Annotated in this window: 13 protein-coding genes and 2 pseudogenes; 12 read left to right on the top strand and 3 right to left on the bottom strand. The window is 46.8% G+C overall.

Annotation, left to right across the window (positions count from 1 at the left end):
* Positions 1-132: 132 nt before the first annotated feature.
* Complete coding sequence (locus ACTWJ7_RS30205) at positions 133-1806, bottom strand: bifunctional metallophosphatase/5'-nucleotidase (protein WP_301880712.1); 1674 nt, start codon at positions 1804-1806, stop codon at positions 133-135.
* A 273-nt stretch (positions 1807-2079) separates the two neighbouring features.
* On the opposite strand from ACTWJ7_RS30205, the gene ACTWJ7_RS30200 reads away from it, so the two are divergent.
* The 5 genes and pseudogenes from ACTWJ7_RS30200 (at position 2080) to ACTWJ7_RS30180 (ending at position 6312) form a co-directional block, all read left to right on the top strand.
* On the top strand, positions 2080-3030 hold the full coding sequence (locus tag ACTWJ7_RS30200) for a phosphate/phosphite/phosphonate ABC transporter substrate-binding protein (RefSeq protein WP_443146440.1): 951 nt from the start codon (positions 2080-2082) through the stop codon (positions 3028-3030).
* Positions 3031-3198: 168 nt separating this feature from the next.
* Positions 3199-3966, top strand: a pseudogene (gene phnC / locus ACTWJ7_RS30195) (phosphonate ABC transporter ATP-binding protein); the annotation flags it as partial.
* Between the two features lie 28 nt (positions 3967-3994).
* Positions 3995-4858 carry a phosphonate ABC transporter, permease protein PhnE gene (gene phnE, locus ACTWJ7_RS30190; RefSeq protein WP_236703666.1) on the top strand — a complete coding sequence of 288 codons (864 nt, stop codon included), beginning with the start codon at positions 3995-3997 and terminating at the stop codon, positions 4856-4858.
* A pseudogene (phnE, locus tag ACTWJ7_RS30185) lies at positions 4858-5660 on the top strand (phosphonate ABC transporter, permease protein PhnE). The gene phnE (ACTWJ7_RS30190) and the pseudogene phnE (ACTWJ7_RS30185) overlap by 1 nt, the downstream one beginning before the upstream one ends.
* Positions 5661-5898: 238 nt before the next feature.
* Positions 5899-6312 carry a hypothetical protein gene (locus tag ACTWJ7_RS30180; protein WP_301880710.1) on the top strand — a complete coding sequence of 138 codons (414 nt, stop codon included), beginning with the start codon at positions 5899-5901 and terminating at the stop codon, positions 6310-6312.
* A 94-nt stretch (positions 6313-6406) separates the two neighbouring features.
* On the opposite strand, the gene ACTWJ7_RS30175 is transcribed toward ACTWJ7_RS30180, so the two are convergent.
* Together ACTWJ7_RS30175 and ACTWJ7_RS30170 are read right to left on the bottom strand one after the other, a co-directional pair.
* Positions 6407-9214: a chitinase N-terminal domain-containing protein gene (locus tag ACTWJ7_RS30175; protein WP_301880709.1), complete on the bottom strand. Its 2808-nt coding sequence runs from the start codon at positions 9212-9214 to the stop codon at positions 6407-6409.
* A 205-nt stretch (positions 9215-9419) separates the two neighbouring features.
* The gene (locus ACTWJ7_RS30170) at positions 9420-9896 is read right to left on the bottom strand and encodes an RNA polymerase sigma factor (protein WP_218671925.1); all 477 of its coding nucleotides are present in this window, start codon (positions 9894-9896) and stop codon (positions 9420-9422) included.
* Between the two features lie 206 nt (positions 9897-10102).
* On the opposite strand from ACTWJ7_RS30170, the gene ACTWJ7_RS30165 reads away from it, so the two are divergent.
* The 7 genes from ACTWJ7_RS30165 to ACTWJ7_RS30135 all read left to right on the top strand — a co-directional run bounded on the left by ACTWJ7_RS30165 (position 10103) and on the right by ACTWJ7_RS30135 (position 16898).
* Positions 10103-10795: a response regulator transcription factor gene (locus ACTWJ7_RS30165; protein WP_443146170.1), complete on the top strand. Its 693-nt coding sequence runs from the start codon at positions 10103-10105 to the stop codon at positions 10793-10795.
* 16 nt (positions 10796-10811) lie between these two features.
* On the top strand, positions 10812-12275 hold the full coding sequence (locus ACTWJ7_RS30160; protein WP_079349909.1) for a sensor histidine kinase: 1464 nt from the start codon (positions 10812-10814) through the stop codon (positions 12273-12275).
* Positions 12272-13429, top strand: a complete 1158-nt coding sequence (locus ACTWJ7_RS30155) for a hypothetical protein (protein WP_079349908.1) — start codon at positions 12272-12274, stop codon at positions 13427-13429. Before ACTWJ7_RS30160 ends, ACTWJ7_RS30155 begins: the two co-directional genes overlap by 4 nt.
* A gap of 246 nt (positions 13430-13675) precedes the next feature.
* On the top strand, positions 13676-14380 hold the full coding sequence (locus ACTWJ7_RS30150) for an ABC transporter ATP-binding protein (RefSeq protein ID WP_079349907.1): 705 nt from the start codon (positions 13676-13678) through the stop codon (positions 14378-14380).
* Positions 14377-14628, top strand: a complete 252-nt coding sequence (locus tag ACTWJ7_RS30145) for a hypothetical protein (protein ID WP_443146169.1) — start codon at positions 14377-14379, stop codon at positions 14626-14628. The genes ACTWJ7_RS30150 and ACTWJ7_RS30145 overlap by 4 nt, the downstream gene beginning before the upstream one ends.
* Positions 14576-15745 carry an ABC transporter permease gene (locus tag ACTWJ7_RS30140; RefSeq protein ID WP_443146168.1) on the top strand — a complete coding sequence of 390 codons (1170 nt, stop codon included), beginning with the start codon at positions 14576-14578 and terminating at the stop codon, positions 15743-15745. The genes ACTWJ7_RS30145 and ACTWJ7_RS30140 overlap by 53 nt, the downstream gene beginning before the upstream one ends.
* 73 nt (positions 15746-15818) lie before the next feature.
* Positions 15819-16898, top strand: coding sequence for an efflux RND transporter periplasmic adaptor subunit (locus ACTWJ7_RS30135; RefSeq protein ID WP_443146167.1), 1080 nt, complete (start codon positions 15819-15821; stop codon positions 16896-16898).
* The last annotated feature ends 450 nt before the right edge of the window (positions 16899-17348 follow it).

Raw genomic sequence — 17348 nt, 5'->3', positions numbered from 1 at the left:
GGTTCTGCTCTTTTCATTTCTATAGATTAACTATAATCATACATAATTTAGGAGGGGAATGATGAAGAAAATTAATTTTACTATTCTAAGGAAATCATATTTACCCTTTTCAATGAGAGAAATTACTAAGCACTATTCAACAACCCGCCAGTTATTCGCCTGCTCCACGGTCAGTGGTTGATGCCTGCGAATATAATCCTCCACCAGTGCCGCCATATCCGTGGCGCCTTCGTGAAGTACCTTTTTGCCAGGATACATTGCATAATCACCGCCACCTGCTGCGCGATAACTGTTCATCACTACAGAATACGTCGCGTCCATTGCTACAGGTATGCCCTCACGTTCCAGCTTCACCACACGACTTCCCGCAGGTTTGGAGATATCCAGCTCATATTCAATGCCTGCCCACATGTCGTAATTATAATGCTGTGGTTTCGGCTGCATGTAAGCGGGATTGACGATAACTTCGCCCGAAGCCTCCACTTCAAAGTAACGCGCCGTTTGCTCCAACGCATCCCGAATGTCCTGACCACGAAGCTCCAGCACCGTCAGTGTGTTGGGATAGATAAAATTGGACAACACATCCCGAACGGTAATGAGGGAGCCGAAACCACGGGCTTCTTCGCTGAGTAATGCGGTATTGGAGATTTGAGCCCCCGTCGCTTCCATCTGCACCTGATGTACAAAAGCAATGAAGGGATGTGCCGCGAGCCGCAGTGCGGCAGGATCTGCGATGGACAAGTCTCCCGCTACCTCGCCAATCGGCTGGTCCAGCCATGCCTGTGCTTTTGCTTCAAGCTCGTCTGTCAGTTTCATAACAGCCGCATCAGGCTGAACGTCACTATTTTCATCCAAAAGCAACAAGCGAGCCTGTTTGCCTGCAATCCACCACTTACCATTCGCTAATTGCTCCAACTGGACGGATACATGACCCACACCGTTCCCACTAAATCCAGGCTGGATTACAGTCACTCCATGAATGTCTGCGGTAAGCTGACGGTGTTGATGCCCGGTGAGCAGAACGTCAATTCCATCAATATCACGGCAGATGGCGTACGCTTGATTTTCCCCGGTTAACCGCTCGGCAGGTTCGCCTGTCTCCAGATCACTCTCAAAACCACCATGATAACTGACAACAAGCACATCCGGTTGTTCATGTTCACGAATATAGCCAACCCATGCGCGAATGGTCTCCAAAGCGTCAAGGAAATGTAATCCTTCTATATTCTTCGGATGCTCCCAGTTCGGGATATAGTGGGTCGTTGCACCCAGCAAAGCGATTTTGACGCCTGAAGCCAAGGTTTTGATCAGATAAGGAGGACCGAAGGCGGGTATGCCTGTACCTGAGGGTGAAACGGGCCGTATTTCTTCGTCATGCTTCCCTTCATTTAAATGGTTCATGATGGTGTCGTCCTGATGTTCCACTACAATATTGGCGGACAGCCAAGAGAAGTGGGAGTCTTCAACTGCTTTACGCAGCAAATGCTGACCGTAATTGAATTCATGGTTGCCCATCACGGCAGCATCATAGCCCAGTTCATTCAGAACATTAATGAAGGGATGCACTTCATGATCTGAAATGAAGGACGCAGCATAGGAGGCCAAAGGAGAACCCTGCAACAGATCGCCGTTATCCACGAGCAGCAGTTCGGGTGAACGCTCCCGTTCACGCCGGATCAGCGAAGCGAGCAAAGCAAGTCCGGCTGGACGATAGGCATTGGTATTGTAATGTATGGGTCGAATGGCCCCATGCAGGTCACTTGTTACCATGATGTCGAAGCTTGACGTAGTTGTTATGGATGTCATTTTACAATCTCCTCTAAATATATAAGTTTAAACATATCAAATCACAGCCGGAGTACAAAGGAATTCACTGATTCTACTAGTATCATCAACTGTAATGAGGCTATTCTAACAGATCAAAGCCGCTCTGACAGCCTGACAGGAAACTTTACAAAACTCCAAATTTCGTTTCACATCGCGCAAATATTCGAAGACTATAGTAGACAAGTAATGAAAAATAGAAATCCTTTGGAGGGTGTTCGCTTGAAGAAGTCTGCTTTATTTTTACCATTGTTGATTTTGGTTCTGTTTCTAAGTGCATGTGGGTCTAACAGTAGTACAACAGGTTCGGCTAACGGGGCTGATACGAGCTCTAGTTCATCCAGTACCGACACGGCAGAGACAGATAAAGCCGCTGAAGGTTACGTGCCGACTGAGCTGACTGTACAATTCGTTCCATCACAAAATGCAGATACACTCGAAGCCAAAGCAAAACCGCTCGAGAAACTGCTGGGTGACAAATTGGGTATCCCGGTGAAGGTCAGCGTATCCACAGACTACAACACAATTATTGAAGCAATGGCTTCCAATAAAGTGGACGTAGGTTTCCTGCCTCCGACGGCTTATGTACTTGCCAAAGAAAAAGGCGCAGCTGAAGTTATCCTTCAGGCACAACGTTTTGGTGTAAATGATGAGACTGGCGCTCCTACTGAGCAACTGGCAGATTCGTATAAATCCATGATTATTGTGAAGAAAGATTCACCGATCCAATCCGTTGAAGACCTGAAAGGCAAAAAAATCGCCTACCAAAACGTAACTTCTTCCGCTGGTTATGTATGGCCGGCAGCATTGTTGCTCGACAGAGGTCTTGATCCTTTGAAAGATGTACAGCCAATCACGGTTAAAGGTCATGACCAAGGCGTATTGGCAGTACTGAACGGTGACGTTGATGCCGCAGCGATTTTCCAAGATGCTCGTAACACTGTAGCAAAAGACTACCCGACTGTATTTGAAGATACTCGTGTACTCGCGTTCACTGAACCGATTCCTAACGATACAATCGCAGTACGTACAGACATGAATGCAGATTGGACAGCAAAAATTAAACAAGCATTTATCGACATCGGTAAAGATCCACAAGGTCACGAAATCATCAAAGAAATCTACACACACGAAGGTTATGTAGAATCAGATGACAGCAAGTTTGATATCGTTCGTCAATACAACGAGAAAGTAAAAACCGAGTAGTTTTCTGTTAAAAGAAAGATAGTTAATGATTGCATTGCTTATCTTTTCATTGGATAACTTCATCGTATTAGCGGACAGGCCAGTTCAGCGTGACATACGCTGCGCTGGCTTGTCCCATTACAGCGTGAACCTGCGAAATACCATATTAATGAAAGAAGGACTACTGCCATGATTGAGCTTCACAATGTAACGAAAACATACGCTAACGGCACTAAGGGCCTGAATAATATTAACCTGAAATTTAAACAGGGAGAGTTTATTGCCGTAGTAGGTTTGTCTGGTGCGGGGAAATCGACGCTTCTGCGTTCCATTAACCGACTTCATGATATCAGTGAAGGGGAGATATTGATTAATGGCAAGTCGATCACGAAAGCCCATGGCAAGTCACTTCGCATGATTCGCCGGGATATCGGCATGATCTTCCAGAGCTTCAATCTCGTGAAGCGTTCCAGTGTGCTTCGCAACGTGCTTGCTGGACGTGTGGGATATCATTCCACCATGCGTACTATTTTGGGCCGTTTTCCAAAAGAGGATACGGAACTTGCATTTGGAGCACTGGAGCGGGTGAACATTGCCGAGAAAGCCTATTCCCGCGCGGATCAATTGTCCGGTGGTCAACAGCAACGGGTAGCGATAGCTCGCGTACTTGCACAGGAAGCAAAAATCATTCTGGCAGACGAACCTGTCGCTTCACTCGATCCGCTGACAACGAAACAGGTTATGGATGATCTGAAACGCATCAACCAGGATCTTGGCATTACAACCATCGTTAACCTTCACTTTATTGATCTGGCCAGAGAGTATGCTACCCGTATTGTGGGATTGCGTGCAGGCGAAGTGGTGTTTGATGGTCCGGTATCCGAGGCAACGGATGAGCGTTTTGCCGAAATTTATGGCAGACCTATTCTGGCAGATGAGCTGCTGGATAAACAGGCTGTACAGCAACAGCGGGAGAAGTTCTGGTATGAAGCAACCCGTAAACGTATCGATAGATGGATCATTACAGAACGAATCAGGGAAGGGCAAGCGTCCTGGCACAGGCTCAGGTTCGACTATCCACCGTCCCAAACCACCAGGGCGCACCAAACATTTGCTCACCTTGGTCATCATCTTGTTGTTGCTGTGGGCAAGTGCCAAACAGACCGATGCCAGCTTCAGCGAACTGATTGAAGGTTTCCCGAACATGCTGGACCTGCTGAAGGAGATGTTTCCTCCGCGGTGGACATACTTTGATAATATCGTTCAGGGCATGCTGGAGACCATTCGAATGGCACTGATCGGAACAACGATCGGTGCGATCATCGCGATTCCGGTATCCATCATCTGTGCAGGTAATTTGATGCCCAGCCGCTGGATCTACTATCCGGCCCGCTTTGTACTGAACTTGATTCGTACTGTGCCTGACCTGTTGCTGGCGGCGCTGTTCGTTGCTGTATTTGGACTGGGACCGATTCCTGGTATCTTGGCACTTGCTGTCTTCTCGGTGGGACTGATTGCCAAGCTGACTTACGAAACGCTGGAAACGATTGATCAGGGACCGCTTGAAGCGATGACCGCTGTGGGCATGAACCGGATTCAACTGATTATTTATGGTGTAGTGCCACAACTGGCTGCCCAGTTTACTTCTTATGTGCTGTATGCCTTTGAGATTAATGTGCGCGCTGCTGCGATTCTTGGATTGGTCGGTGCAGGGGGTATCGGACTGTACTATGAAGCAACCCTTGGATTCCTGGAATATGACAAAACGAGTGTAATCATTCTGTTTACCCTTGTTATTGTTCTGATCATTGATTATGTAAGTACTAAGCTGCGGGAGAAATTGTTATGATGAAAAATGAAACGAGCGTAATCCGGCGCAAACCACGGAAGAACCCGCTTCGCTGGGTCATTGTAATCTTACTTATACTTGTGTACGCTTGGGCACTTGCTGGTATACCGTTTACCGGTTTCAAGGAAACAGCAGGTCAGATCATGAAGGCGATTGTCGCCGGGATTTTCTCCCCGGATTGGGACTTTGTCTATCTGCCTGAGGGAGAGGATTTACTGCGAGGATTGCTGGATACGCTGGCGATCTCGGTGCTGGGTACCGTCATTTCCGCTGTACTGTGTATTCCTTTTGCTTTCTGGTCTGCCCGGAATATGAGCAGTTACCGTCCTGTATCGGGTACGGGCAAAATGGTGCTCAGCTTTATCCGTACGTTCCCGGAGATCATCATGGCTTTGCTGTTCATCAAAGCGGTAGGACCAGGTTCTTTTGCGGGTGTACTTGCACTTGGACTGCATTCCATCGGGATGCTTGGTAAGCTATTCGCTGACGAAGTGGAAAATATTGATTATGGTCCTTCTGAAGCGTTACTCGCTTCCGGTGCGAATCGTATGCAGCAGCTGTGGTTTGCTGTACTGCCACAGGTTTTGCCTGGATTCCTTAACTACACATTGTATCGGTTCGAGATTAATGTACGCTCTGCAACCATTCTGGGGGTAATTGGGGCAGGGGGATCGGTACACCACTGATCTTCGCACTCAGCACACGGAACTGGCCGCGAGTAGGGATTATCCTGCTGGGTATTATCGTGATGATTACGATCATTGATCTGATCTCGGGATATATTCGCAAGAAGCTGGTATAAAGAAGAAAAGAGTAAAGTTTGCTTGCTAATAAAAACGAATATTATAAAAGACTTGATGGAAAAGTTTCAATCCATTGTTGATCTATCGGAAGAGCAGCCCATGCAATAGCAGGTGCTGCTTTTTGTATTTATTTCATAATCTTATATGTAAATATATGATCGTAAATGAAATTACTGTTTAGAAGTAGGTTCATATTATGATACTGTATAGTTATAAATGTAGTAATGGAGGGAGATTATGAGAAAAAATAATAATGTGTTATGGGTGTCGATACTTATTTTAATAGTCTTTTTTACCATATCCCTTACTGGTTGTTCAAAATTGCAGACAAGAATTAATCTCATGGGAGAGAGTGAAAATTGGAGTGCCGAATTAGATACTACAGTAACAAATGAAAGAGCAGAAAATGGAGCATATACTGTATTTTATAAAAAAGATAATTTAGAAGATATTAAAGGATATAAAATCAATATAAATGAAGGAAGCATAATTAGACAGGATAGTGATTTAACTTCGAAATCTATAAGTTTTCCTATAATGCGAACACAAGGTTCAAGTGTTAGTAGAAATGAAGAGCAAGCAGTTGTCATTGAGTGGACAGATATTAACGGTAACAACTTTGAAGAGAAACTGATCTTAAGAGAAAAGTAACAGAAAAAAACCGAAGCAAGCTTGCCTGGAATCCGGCGATCTCGCTTCGGTTTTTTCTATGCTTGGTTAAACGTTAGGCATTCCTTACTAAGACTTAGCTTGCTGCTGGAAGAGATACCGATTTGGTAACCTTAACCGTAATGGTTTCAGTGCTTGTCACACCTGCTGCATTGATCAGCTCGGCGCGATACGTGTACGTTCCATTCGCGTGACCGGATACATCTGTCACGGCGCTTTGTGCATTAGGTGTTACTGCGTTCAGCGCTTTGGTATCAATCAGTTGATCATTCTCATAGAGACGGTATTCTGTTGCATTCGTTCCCCACCACAGATTCATCGTCACTTTGTAGTTACCGTCCCCATCCCAGTTGTCTTGGGAGAGAACAGCTTTGCCAGGGGCAGCATTTGCAATTTTTACTGTGAGTACTTCACTGCTAGTTGTACCCTTGGAGTTCGTCAGCTCGGCTACATAGGTATAGGTACCATTAGCTTTGCCAGAAATCGTTGTTTTGGCTGATTGTGCCATCGGGGAAGCATCTGTCAGTTTTTGTGTGTCAATCAGCACGCCATTTTCATACAGCTTATAGCTTGTGCCATTGTTACCCCACCAGAGATTCATGCTGATAGTATACGATCCTTCAGACAGACCGTTGCTATAACCATTGTTGGAGGTAAGCGCAGGTTTACCCGGTGCGCCAACAGCTGGCGTAGATGGTTCTTCTCCGCCGCCTTCCTCAACTTTTACAAAATCGTTCAAGCTTCTAGGTTTTAGTTGGAATACGTCTTTGAAAATAGCGGCAACACCGGTCACGCTGATTTTATCGCCTGCCGCATAAGGGAAGGACGTTTGCGTTACACCTGTGCGTGTATCCACACGGACATGCGTGCTAGTTCCGTCCGCTGCAACCGCGTCAAATTCAAAGGAACCTACAGGTGTTGCACTAATGATATTTTGAACAGTTACTTCTTTCAATTGAACGAGTTGACCCTGGTTTGCAGCCGTTACTGCTGGAACCTCAACGGCAGCAGGGATGGATGCTGTACCTGTTTTCTCAATTGCTACGATATCTGTAAGCTCGAATTCACTGTTGTACAGCGCCGTTGCTGCGGTTACTTTAACCACATCTCCGGCATGGAAGCCGCCAGTACTTTGGAAAACATAAAGGCCGCCAGTTGTGTCTTGAAGATAGAAGGATTGTCCACCAAATGCACCGGGCTCTGTTGTAACTACACCCTCAACCGTAACGGTTGAACCAGCTGCTTTGGTACGTGCATCAGCGATGCTGATCGTTGCCGGGATTGGACCTTCCTCTTCCGGAAGCTGCTCAGCCGGAACATTGCCGACTGTAACTGCATTGGTAATCAGGTTGCTGCCGTTCAGACGCAGACGCAGGCTGGCAGCGCCCGTAGTACCTGATTTAATGCGGACATTCAGGTCCTTGGTGGCGCGACCTTTGCTGTCGGAAGTAACGCTAAAGTTGGAGCTATAGCCGTACGAAGTCGGCCATGTGCCACTTTCGTTCTGAATCATGGCTACTTGTGTTCCGCCTGTCAGATAGATCCCTGCACTGTAACCGGAAACCGTTGTGTTGGCAGGCATGTTCTCTACAACTACGCGGATTTGGAAATCCTCCGCATTAGGCAGGGTTTCTTGCTTCACGAAGCTGTAGGAAGCGTTCGCGCTTGAAGCTGGTCCACCATAAGAACCTGCTTTGAACGTGGAACGATCATACCATTTGTAGCCTGCAGCTGGTGCAGCCCAAGGTTCAGCCTGTGGTTCTGTAGTAGCAGCAGGTTGTTCAATTGGAAGCAATGCTGTTGCATTATCCAGTTGAAGTCCGTTCACTTGGGTCAGGCTAGTGTAACTTTCCTGATTAGCAAGCCAGTTGACTGTATTCACCAGCAATTTGCCGTCATCAACTTCTTTGAAGCCGTCATACGTTGTTTTGCGAGCGCCAGTCTCTTCGCGCAAATACTTCGGTGAAGCATCTTCAACAGGAGAGGAGTCCCCGATAAATGCTGCTTTACCAGCACCGAGCTTGGATACGGCTACGTAAGGACCTTCCTCAACGCCGCCACCGTTGTACACGCCTTGGTCAACTGCATTGGGCCAAGCCGCATTTGTTTTCGGCAGGTATACAATACCTTTAGCCTTTGTTGGATCAGTGATCGCAAGTGTGGACCCTGCATGCATCGCTACAGCAGATACACCTTCCGTGATGCCAAATGCTTGTCCAGCAGGCACAATGTTAGTGGCGTTAATATCGCCTAATGCGTTGTACCGGAAGCGTACACCGAAATTATCGGACAACCAGTCTGTGCTGCTTACATTTTGCATAGCCTCAGAGTTACGCTCCTCTGTGCTCATGCCTTTGGCTGGATCTTCGAATGCGCCACGACGATAGCCGTTAAACGCTTCGGAACCGTCCCAGCGGTTTTTGTTACGGTCAGCATTGTAGTGATCTCCAATGAAGAAGATGCTGCCGCCTTTTTCTACATACTCTTTCATGGCTGCCTGTTCTGTCGTTTTGAAGGGAACATTGGGTTCAGCGATGACAAACACGTTATATTCTTTCAGATCGTCATAGGTAAATGGAGTCGTCTTGCGCAGTTCCTTAACATAATATCCATCATTCGCGAGTGCATTACCGAAGTCAGAGAAACCTCCGTCAATGACCCAGTCAGCCGCTCCGGCTGTCTGTGCATGAGTATTGTCGAACAGTACTTTCTTGCCTGCATTTCCGTTAACAACCTTCGCCTGTATGAACGGCGCAGGGTCGGTTGCCCATTCTGCCTGAACCGATGCATCTCCGTTCCATAATCCGATCTGAAGCGGCAATGCCATGGACAATGCCAGGAGTGATTTTACCCATACTCCTCGCATACGTGTCAATTTACCCAACCAAATCCCTCCCAAATAATAGTTACTACATGAGTTCGTCCATATCTTATCACACCAAAATCTCACCTAGTCATAACAATTTGTAAAAACGAACTCGACTTTTGTAAAAATGAGTCCTTTGTCATGCTCGATACAAGAAATTTTGATACTTTCTAACATCATATGTTGATTTTATGGCCCTTCTGCTGATGAAAAAAGCCATCTCTTAGGAGATGACTTTGGCCCGAATGCGATTAACAGCATGGAATACCGAGGATTTGATCATGCCTTCACTGCGGTTGACGAGCTGTGCGGTTTCCTTGATGCTGTAACCGTGAATCACGCGTAATTCAAGAATTTTGCGATGCTCTGTATTGTTGATGATCGACACAAGGTCGTTAACACCTTCGGAGATTTCCAACTCGGATGCATCACAGTGATAGGTTTGCATCTCCAACTTACTGTCTCGCTTCAGTGTACGGGTTCGCTTTCGGAATGTATCCATAGCGAGGTTGCGGGCAATTCTTTTGAGATAATAGAGAAGGCGTTCTTCCGGAATGTCTGCCGTTACATTCATCATTCGAATGAAGCACTCCTGCGTGAGATCCTCTGCATCCTGTTGATTTTTGACGATCTGAGATAGATACCGTGTCACTTCTGATTTATAGTTTACATAGGCATTATGAATGGCTGTTTTGTTCACGTGATGTTTTCCCCTTTGGATACCGATCTGGCCTTTTCCGGTCTGGTTTGTTCTCAATGATCCAAGTATATCGGGATGATGTTTCCAAAGACGCCAGACTTGTATCCGAGTTGTAACATTTCCCGTGAACCTCTGTTCAATCCTGGAGCAGAGATACAAAATATAAGGCAGATGAAATTCATAGAGCAGGGAGATTAAGATTCATCATGAGACCGAAACAGATTTTGATTATTGAGGACGAAGAGTCCATTCGCGACATCCTATCCTATTCTTTGCGCAAGGAAGGATTTGAGATGACAGAAGCGGCAACAGGCAGAGAGGGACTGGATTTGCTCAGGGAGTCCAGACCAGATTTGATCCTGCTCGACCTGATGCTGCCGGACATGAGCGGGTTCGATGTATGCAGACAACTTTCCGTGAATTCAAAGATTCCCGTGATTATGATTACGGCGAAGTCCGATATGCTGGACAAGGTGCTGGGCATGGAGCTGGGGGCGGACGATTATATTACCAAGCCATTCGACATTCGTGAGGTCGTTGTACGCATTCGGGCCATTTTCCGCCGGATTGATCTGATCAGCGAGACGCTGGAGAACCAGTCCTATGAAGTGGTACGGCTTGGCAGACACATTGAAATTCGCAAGGATGAGCGTGAAGTCTGGAAGGATGGGGAACGCGCCGGACTGACCAATAAGGAATATGATTTATTGCTGTATCTGGTCAACCATCACCGGAAGGTACATACGAGGTCTGAATTGTTGGATAAAGTGTGGGGATTTGATTTTCCCGGAGATACCCGGACGGTAGACATTCATATTCAGCGCATCCGCAAGAAGCTGGATAGCGGGAGCAGGGGATTTCACTTATTGAGACGGTCTTCGGCGTGGGGTACAAACTGAATATTCAGGTGCATACATGAAGTGGACGATTCAGTTCAAAATGGTCGTTCTTTTCTCGGTCATCGTATTTATCGGTTTTTCGGCCTTGCTCATTATTTCGAATAAAGTGGGTGAGGAGAACATGTACAGGGAAGTACAGGAGGACATGGTACAATCCAAAAAAAATCTGGATATCGCGCTCAATCAATACTTCCTGATTCATAACAAACGGATTAGTGAGGACTCCCTGGGAACAGGGAATCGAGATCTCGCAGAACAGATCGGTTCCGCTGTAGGTGGCAAGGTCATAGTCTATCGATCTGATGCTACACCGTTTAGTACCGTGGGTGCGGAGGCGAAGCCGGGTGCTGCCAAAACCTCTGACCTACAGGCTGCCATGAAGTCAAAGATTGCTTATACAACAGTGGTGGATCAGGGCAGAGTAACAGGGAATCTGTCTTTCCCTGTGCTGTCGGAGGGGAGCATTCTTGGCATTATCCAGCTGGAAAGGGATTATACGGACCTGTTCAAACGGCATCTGCGTTTTCAGAACACTATCAAGGGCTTTGCAGCCGTCATTTTTGTGTTTGTTTTCATTGGCTCTGTCTTTATATCACGCCAGATTACGAAGCCCATTCGTGTTCTGACGAAACGTTCAGCCGAAGTTGCACAAGGCAGCCTGAATGCAGACATCCACATCTCAACGAAGGATGAGATTGGAGAGCTGGCTTCCAGCTTTACGGTCATGATCGATCGGGTAAGGGAGCAGATTGATGTGATTGAGAGAGAACGGGATGAGGTCAAGCATTTGCAGGCACGCAACAAGGTTTTTTTTGACAATGTGACCCATGAATTAAAGACACCGCTGACTACGATACTCGGGTATGCCCAGATTTTGCGGGATAATGGCTTTACGGATCAGGCATTCTTCGAGAAAGGGTTAAAATATATTATCAATGAGAGCCAGCGCCTCAACGTCATGGTTGCCGATATCCTGGAAGTGACCGTATCGTCCACACCGATTCAGACCTATCGCTTTGAGCGGGTGAATGTATCGAATATTATTCGGGAAGCTTGCGAAGATATGTCCATTAAGGCGGGTAAGTACAATATCGGTATTCGTTATGAGCTGGAAGAAACGCTGTATGTTCAGGGGGATTGGAACAAGCTCAAAGAAGTCTTCCTGAATGTACTGGATAACTCCGTCAAATACGGAAATGTGAATTCCATCATTCAAGTCCAATCGTTTCGACTGGGGGATTCGGTAGCCATACTGATTCGCGATGAAGGAGAAGGCATCCCGGAGGAAGCTTTGAAGCATGTATTTGAACCCTTTTACCGGGATAACGGGATGAACAGGACAGAGAAGGGAAGCGCAGGACTGGGCTTGTCCATTGTGAAAAACACGGTAGAGCAGCATGGGGGAACAGTTGAAATGAAGAGTATATTGAACAAGGGAACACAGGTGAATATCAGTCTGCCTGGGGAATGGAACGTATGAAGAAACGAGGATTTTGGAGCAGACATCGCGATATGCTCATGTTATCCGGTTTGCTAATTGTATTTGTCGGAGGCATCTTTGGAATTGGCAGTCTCTTCAGCATTGGACATGCGAAGCCCAGAACCGTCATTCTGCCGGATAAACAGTTCAACAGTCGCTTGACCCCACCGCCGAGCAGCACGATTCAGATTGAGTCGGCTACCAAGCTGCCCAATGACTTTGCCATCTATGATTTTGAGGTAGCTGATCCCAACACGGTGATATTGAATCGGCCGGATCGTTCCTATACCGGGATTAAGCTGTCACAGCTGCATATGGATGATAATCGGTTGAAAGACATCGCTACGAATACAGAGTATGGCATTACTCTGAGTCCGGATCAGAACAAGCTGATCTATTCCCAGTATCGATCGACTCAGGCGCAGAAGACAACCTATAAATATGATTTGAAAACTGGAGAACATCACAAGTTGAAGAATGACAACTCCTATTCACGCATCTTTGTAGGCGATGAATCCTACATCGGATATGATGACCTGGTATTCAACATGGTGGATCTGAATACAGGAAAGAAACGCGAATTGTACAGTTATGATGAGTTAGTTGCCATGGTTGCACAGAAAAGCAACATTTCAAGTCAGGATGATACCCTAATCATGCTGGATTCGTATGAGATCAGTCGGGATCTGACCAAGGTGTATGTGCTGGTCAAACTGAAAGAAAATTACGCAGTGTATAGCTTCTCTCTTAACGACAAAAATGATATTACCGCATACCCCCCTGCCCAGGATATACAGCAGTTCAAAGTATTGAAGAATGGGGATATGCTGATTCAAGGTATGATGAACAACGAACAGGGATTGTACAGGTACCGAGCGGATACCAAGAAGTTTGAACTACTGGTCAAAGGGCCCATCTGGAGCTTCGATCTGGATGAAGAGGAGTCCCGCATTGCTTATTTTCTGACACTTGAAGGACAGAAGAATGAGGTGCACATTGCCTATCTGAATGATAGCAAGCTGGGGTCCGATACGGTTATCTACCGGAATATCGATTACTTTATCAAGTTGAAATGGAATGACAGCAATCTCTTTGTTGTTGGGAGCTCCATGGAAAAAAGCGAGTTATACCGATTTAGCTTCCGGGCGTGGTAAAGATGTGAATATGGAACGCTCAGACATGAGGGTCTTATGGAATGAAGTCGCTGCGCAAGGACTCAACCCATAGGGCCTTTTTGTGATTCGAGTATTTTGCATAAATCCAAAGAGGGCATTTCAATCGCATCTCGATCCAATGATGTAAAAAGGATGATTTTACAAATTGGATACAAGTCCAGATTGGACCGATACATCTGATGGCTATAATTACCTCTATTACATCGATGAGAGGAAGCCGGATTCATGCTGCGAGTAGAACAGGTGTCACACACGTTCCGCAATGCACAAGGGATCGTTCCCGTATTGCAGGACATTAACATATCCGTGGGCAAGGGCGAGATGGTTGCACTGCTGGGAAGCTCCGGTTCAGGCAAATCGACGTTACTGCACTTAATGGCAGGTCTGATGAAGCCGGACACCGGCAAGATCCTCATTGCGGATCAGGATATTGTGCGTATGAGTGAGAACCGGTTGGCTGAATTCCGCCGGACACATATTGGCTTTATTTTTCAGGCGTATGAGCTGCTGGCGAACCTGACGATTCGGGAAAATGTGGAGCTGCCGCTCGTATTTCAGGGCATTCGCCCATCACGGCGTAAGCAAAAGGCGATGCACCTACTGGAACAGGTAGGCCTTGTCGGCAAGTCCGAGTTATTCCCTTCCCAGCTATCGGGAGGACAGCAGCAGCGCGTCAGCATTGCACGTTCACTTATTACGGAGCCGTCTGTCATATTTGCAGACGAGCCTACCGGGAATTTGGATACGCGCACGGAGGAAGAGATCATTTCCATTTTGCAACAGCTGAATCGGGAGATGGATACGACATTTGTCATTGTTACGCATGAGGCGGAAGTGGCGGAGCAAATGCAGGTTGTCATTACATTGCAGGACGGATGCTTGGTGAAGGGTGGCCAGTCCAAGGCAGTAGAGCAAGGAGAGCGGTTGTGAGAATTCTGGATGTGTTGCGAATGTCATGGGGACAGATTGTACGCTGGAAGGTGGTTACCTTACTGTGCATGATTGGTCTGTCCATCGGATGTGCCGCCATGATTATTGCATTAAGCGTGGGGCAGTCGGTACAGGTCTATGGTGAGAAAACGTTAAACGAGAATTACAAAATGGATGAGATTACAGTATCTCCGAATGAAGGCATCAACTCGGGGGAGCGGGAGCAGTGGGCAAACGTCTACCTTTGAACGCGGAGCGCTAACGGCTCGGAAAATCGATATTATTGCCAGCCTTCCGCATGTCGTCGCCGTTGCTCCGATGCTGAAGCTGGATATGTTGGAGATGGCAACGCTGGATGGCAAGAGCTCCAATGTGGAAGTCATTGGTACAGAGCTTGGGTCATTAAGCCGTTTTGGCTACCGTTTTGACAAAGGGGGTGCATCGGGAATTAGCGGAGCCGCTATTGCAAATTACGGTGCAACCTTCGGACTTGTGGACGCCGAGGTCATACGTGAACTGAATGCCAAGCTCATGGAGGATTCGTTTAATGACGAGTTTCTACAGCAATACATGGCGTTGATGTCTACTCAAACGGAGCTGTTTCAGGCACAGTTTAATCTTAAATATCAGGACATGAATGATGCGTCCAAAGTCAAAACAAGCTCACCTTTGCGAGTGACAGGGGTGCTGAAAGTTCCTGGCGGCATGAGTGAGAATAATGCCATGTATGACAAAAAGGTCTATGTTTCCCTCGAAACCGCCCGGATGCTCGCCGAACAGTTCCAGAGCAGTCAGGCACAGGCCGCGGCGGCAGGACGACTGAACTCGGCGCTCGTAAAGGTGGAGGACAAGAAATATGTAGCACAGGTGCAGGAGCAGATTCAGAAGCTGACGCTGATGACAGACAGTAATCTGTATCAGGAGCAGGCAATGAAGGGACAGCTCGGTATGTACCAGAAGGCCGCTATGGGCATTGGAATATTCGTCATGCTGCTGGCTTCGCTGTCCATTATTGTTGCGATGATCATGTCCACGCATCAACGACGCAAACAGATCGGTGTCATGAAGGTGCTGGGAGCCAATCTGTGGCAGATCCGGCAGATGTTCATTACAGAGGCCGCTGTACTTGGCGTATTGGGCGGAATTGTCGGTGTCTTCATCGCTTATGGAGCCATCCAGGGGGTAAACGGACTGCTCCAAGGGCAAGTCTCGATGGAGGCAAGCACACCTCTCCAAGTGGTCATTCAGACGTCAGCTCTGCCTGCTGGAATAGCGTTTGCGGTATTAACCGGAGTGCTCTCGGGAATCTATCCGGCGATTAGTGCCTCGCGTACGAATGCGTTACAGGTGATTAAATCGGCATAAATGAAGCAGAGAGATACAGAGAATGCAAAGTTTAAAGATTGAACAGACAGATTCAACGAGGGGACATACGGCAATGAAGAATTCGGCAATAAGCAAATGGATAAAGAGAATCATCATGATCGGACTGCTCGCGGGTGTTGGATATTTCCTATACCAACAATATAAACCGGTACCCGAAGCGCCCATTGAGGCACCGCAGCCCATCACATTTGAAGTCACTCAGGAGACGGTCACGCAGGAAATTCAGGTCAAAGGCAAATCGGTTTATGCCAAGCAGACAGATGTTTATGCTCCTTTTGCCTCGAAAATAAAGCAGTGGAATGTGGAGAATGGGGAGCCCATTCGTAAGGGAGCCGTTATGTTCTCGCTTGATTCGAAAGCATTACAGACAGAAGTGCAGCAGTTGGAGACCGATATTGAGAAATCGAGGCTGGAAGCTCAATTGAATGAGATTGGTCTTAATCAGGGAAACGGTTCCGAGCCATTAGGGGTCACCGAAGAAGAGCGGAAGAAAGCCTTCGCCGAGCGGGAGACCAAACGACTGACCAACGAAATGAACAAGGAATCCATCGCTGTGAAGGAGCAGGAGGTTCAGGCAAAGAAGGCGGTTATCGGTTTATCCACCGTGTATGCGCCGGTATCCGGCGTGTTTCTGATGAATGATACGGAGACCAAGACACGTATGATGAGCGAAGGTCAGTATGTGGGTACTATTGTAGATACGGGCAAATTGCAATTTGTGGCGACCATTAGTGAGCAGGACATTTTCAAAATTCAAACTGGTATGCCTGTAAGCGTACATATGACGGGCAATAAGGAGGTTGCGTTAACCGGAAAGGTCAGCAAAATCTCCAAGTTTGCCAAAAAGGGAACGGAAACAGATCTCAAGCAGCCTTCCCAATTCGATATTGTCATTGATCTGAAGCCAAACGCCAAGTTGATCGGTGGATTAAGTCTGGAGGGCAAGATTGAAACGCTGCGCAAGGAGAAAGCGACGGTGGTTCCCACGCTGGCGGTCATGCGTGATCAGGATATGGCATATGTAATGCTGGATCAAGGCAACGGGCAATATGCTCAGCAGACGATTCAAACAGGAATCGAGACAGATGACAAGACGGAAGTACTGAACGGTTTGAAACCGGGGATATTGTAGTGCTTCCATAGAAAGAGAGCATGAAAATATACGATGTGAATTAGCTCATTACGGGGGATAAGTCCGTGATGAGCCTTTCTTATGGCTTGGGCAGGCACATCTCAAAATCCCTGCCTGATTTATGGAATTAATTATAATATAATTTAATAAATTCAATTTACAGTAATATTTACATAGAGTATAATCAGATTCATAAGGAGGTGGACACGCGATGTGAGGTTTGTATCGAGGGTAGCCTTTTTTTAAAACCTCTAAAAGTAAGCGCTTACTAAATTGAAGTCTGAGTAAAGCTTTGAAAGCCGTTCACCGAAGATCACCCGCACACACCTACAGATGTTATCCCCCTTGATTTGTCACTTAACCTCAGTGTAAGACACAATCTCTGTTTCTTGTTACAGTTCAGGCTCTATTGTTGTTGACCTACGCTTGTCCCAATTTGACTGCATTCAT

The sequence above is a fragment of the Paenibacillus sp. 1A_MP2 genome, from assembly GCF_052244825.1.
In the GTDB taxonomy this organism is placed as follows: domain Bacteria; phylum Bacillota; class Bacilli; order Paenibacillales; family Paenibacillaceae; genus Paenibacillus; species Paenibacillus vandeheii.
Note: the sequence above shows the minus strand (reverse complement) of the source record. Positions and strands in the feature narration are given on the sequence as shown.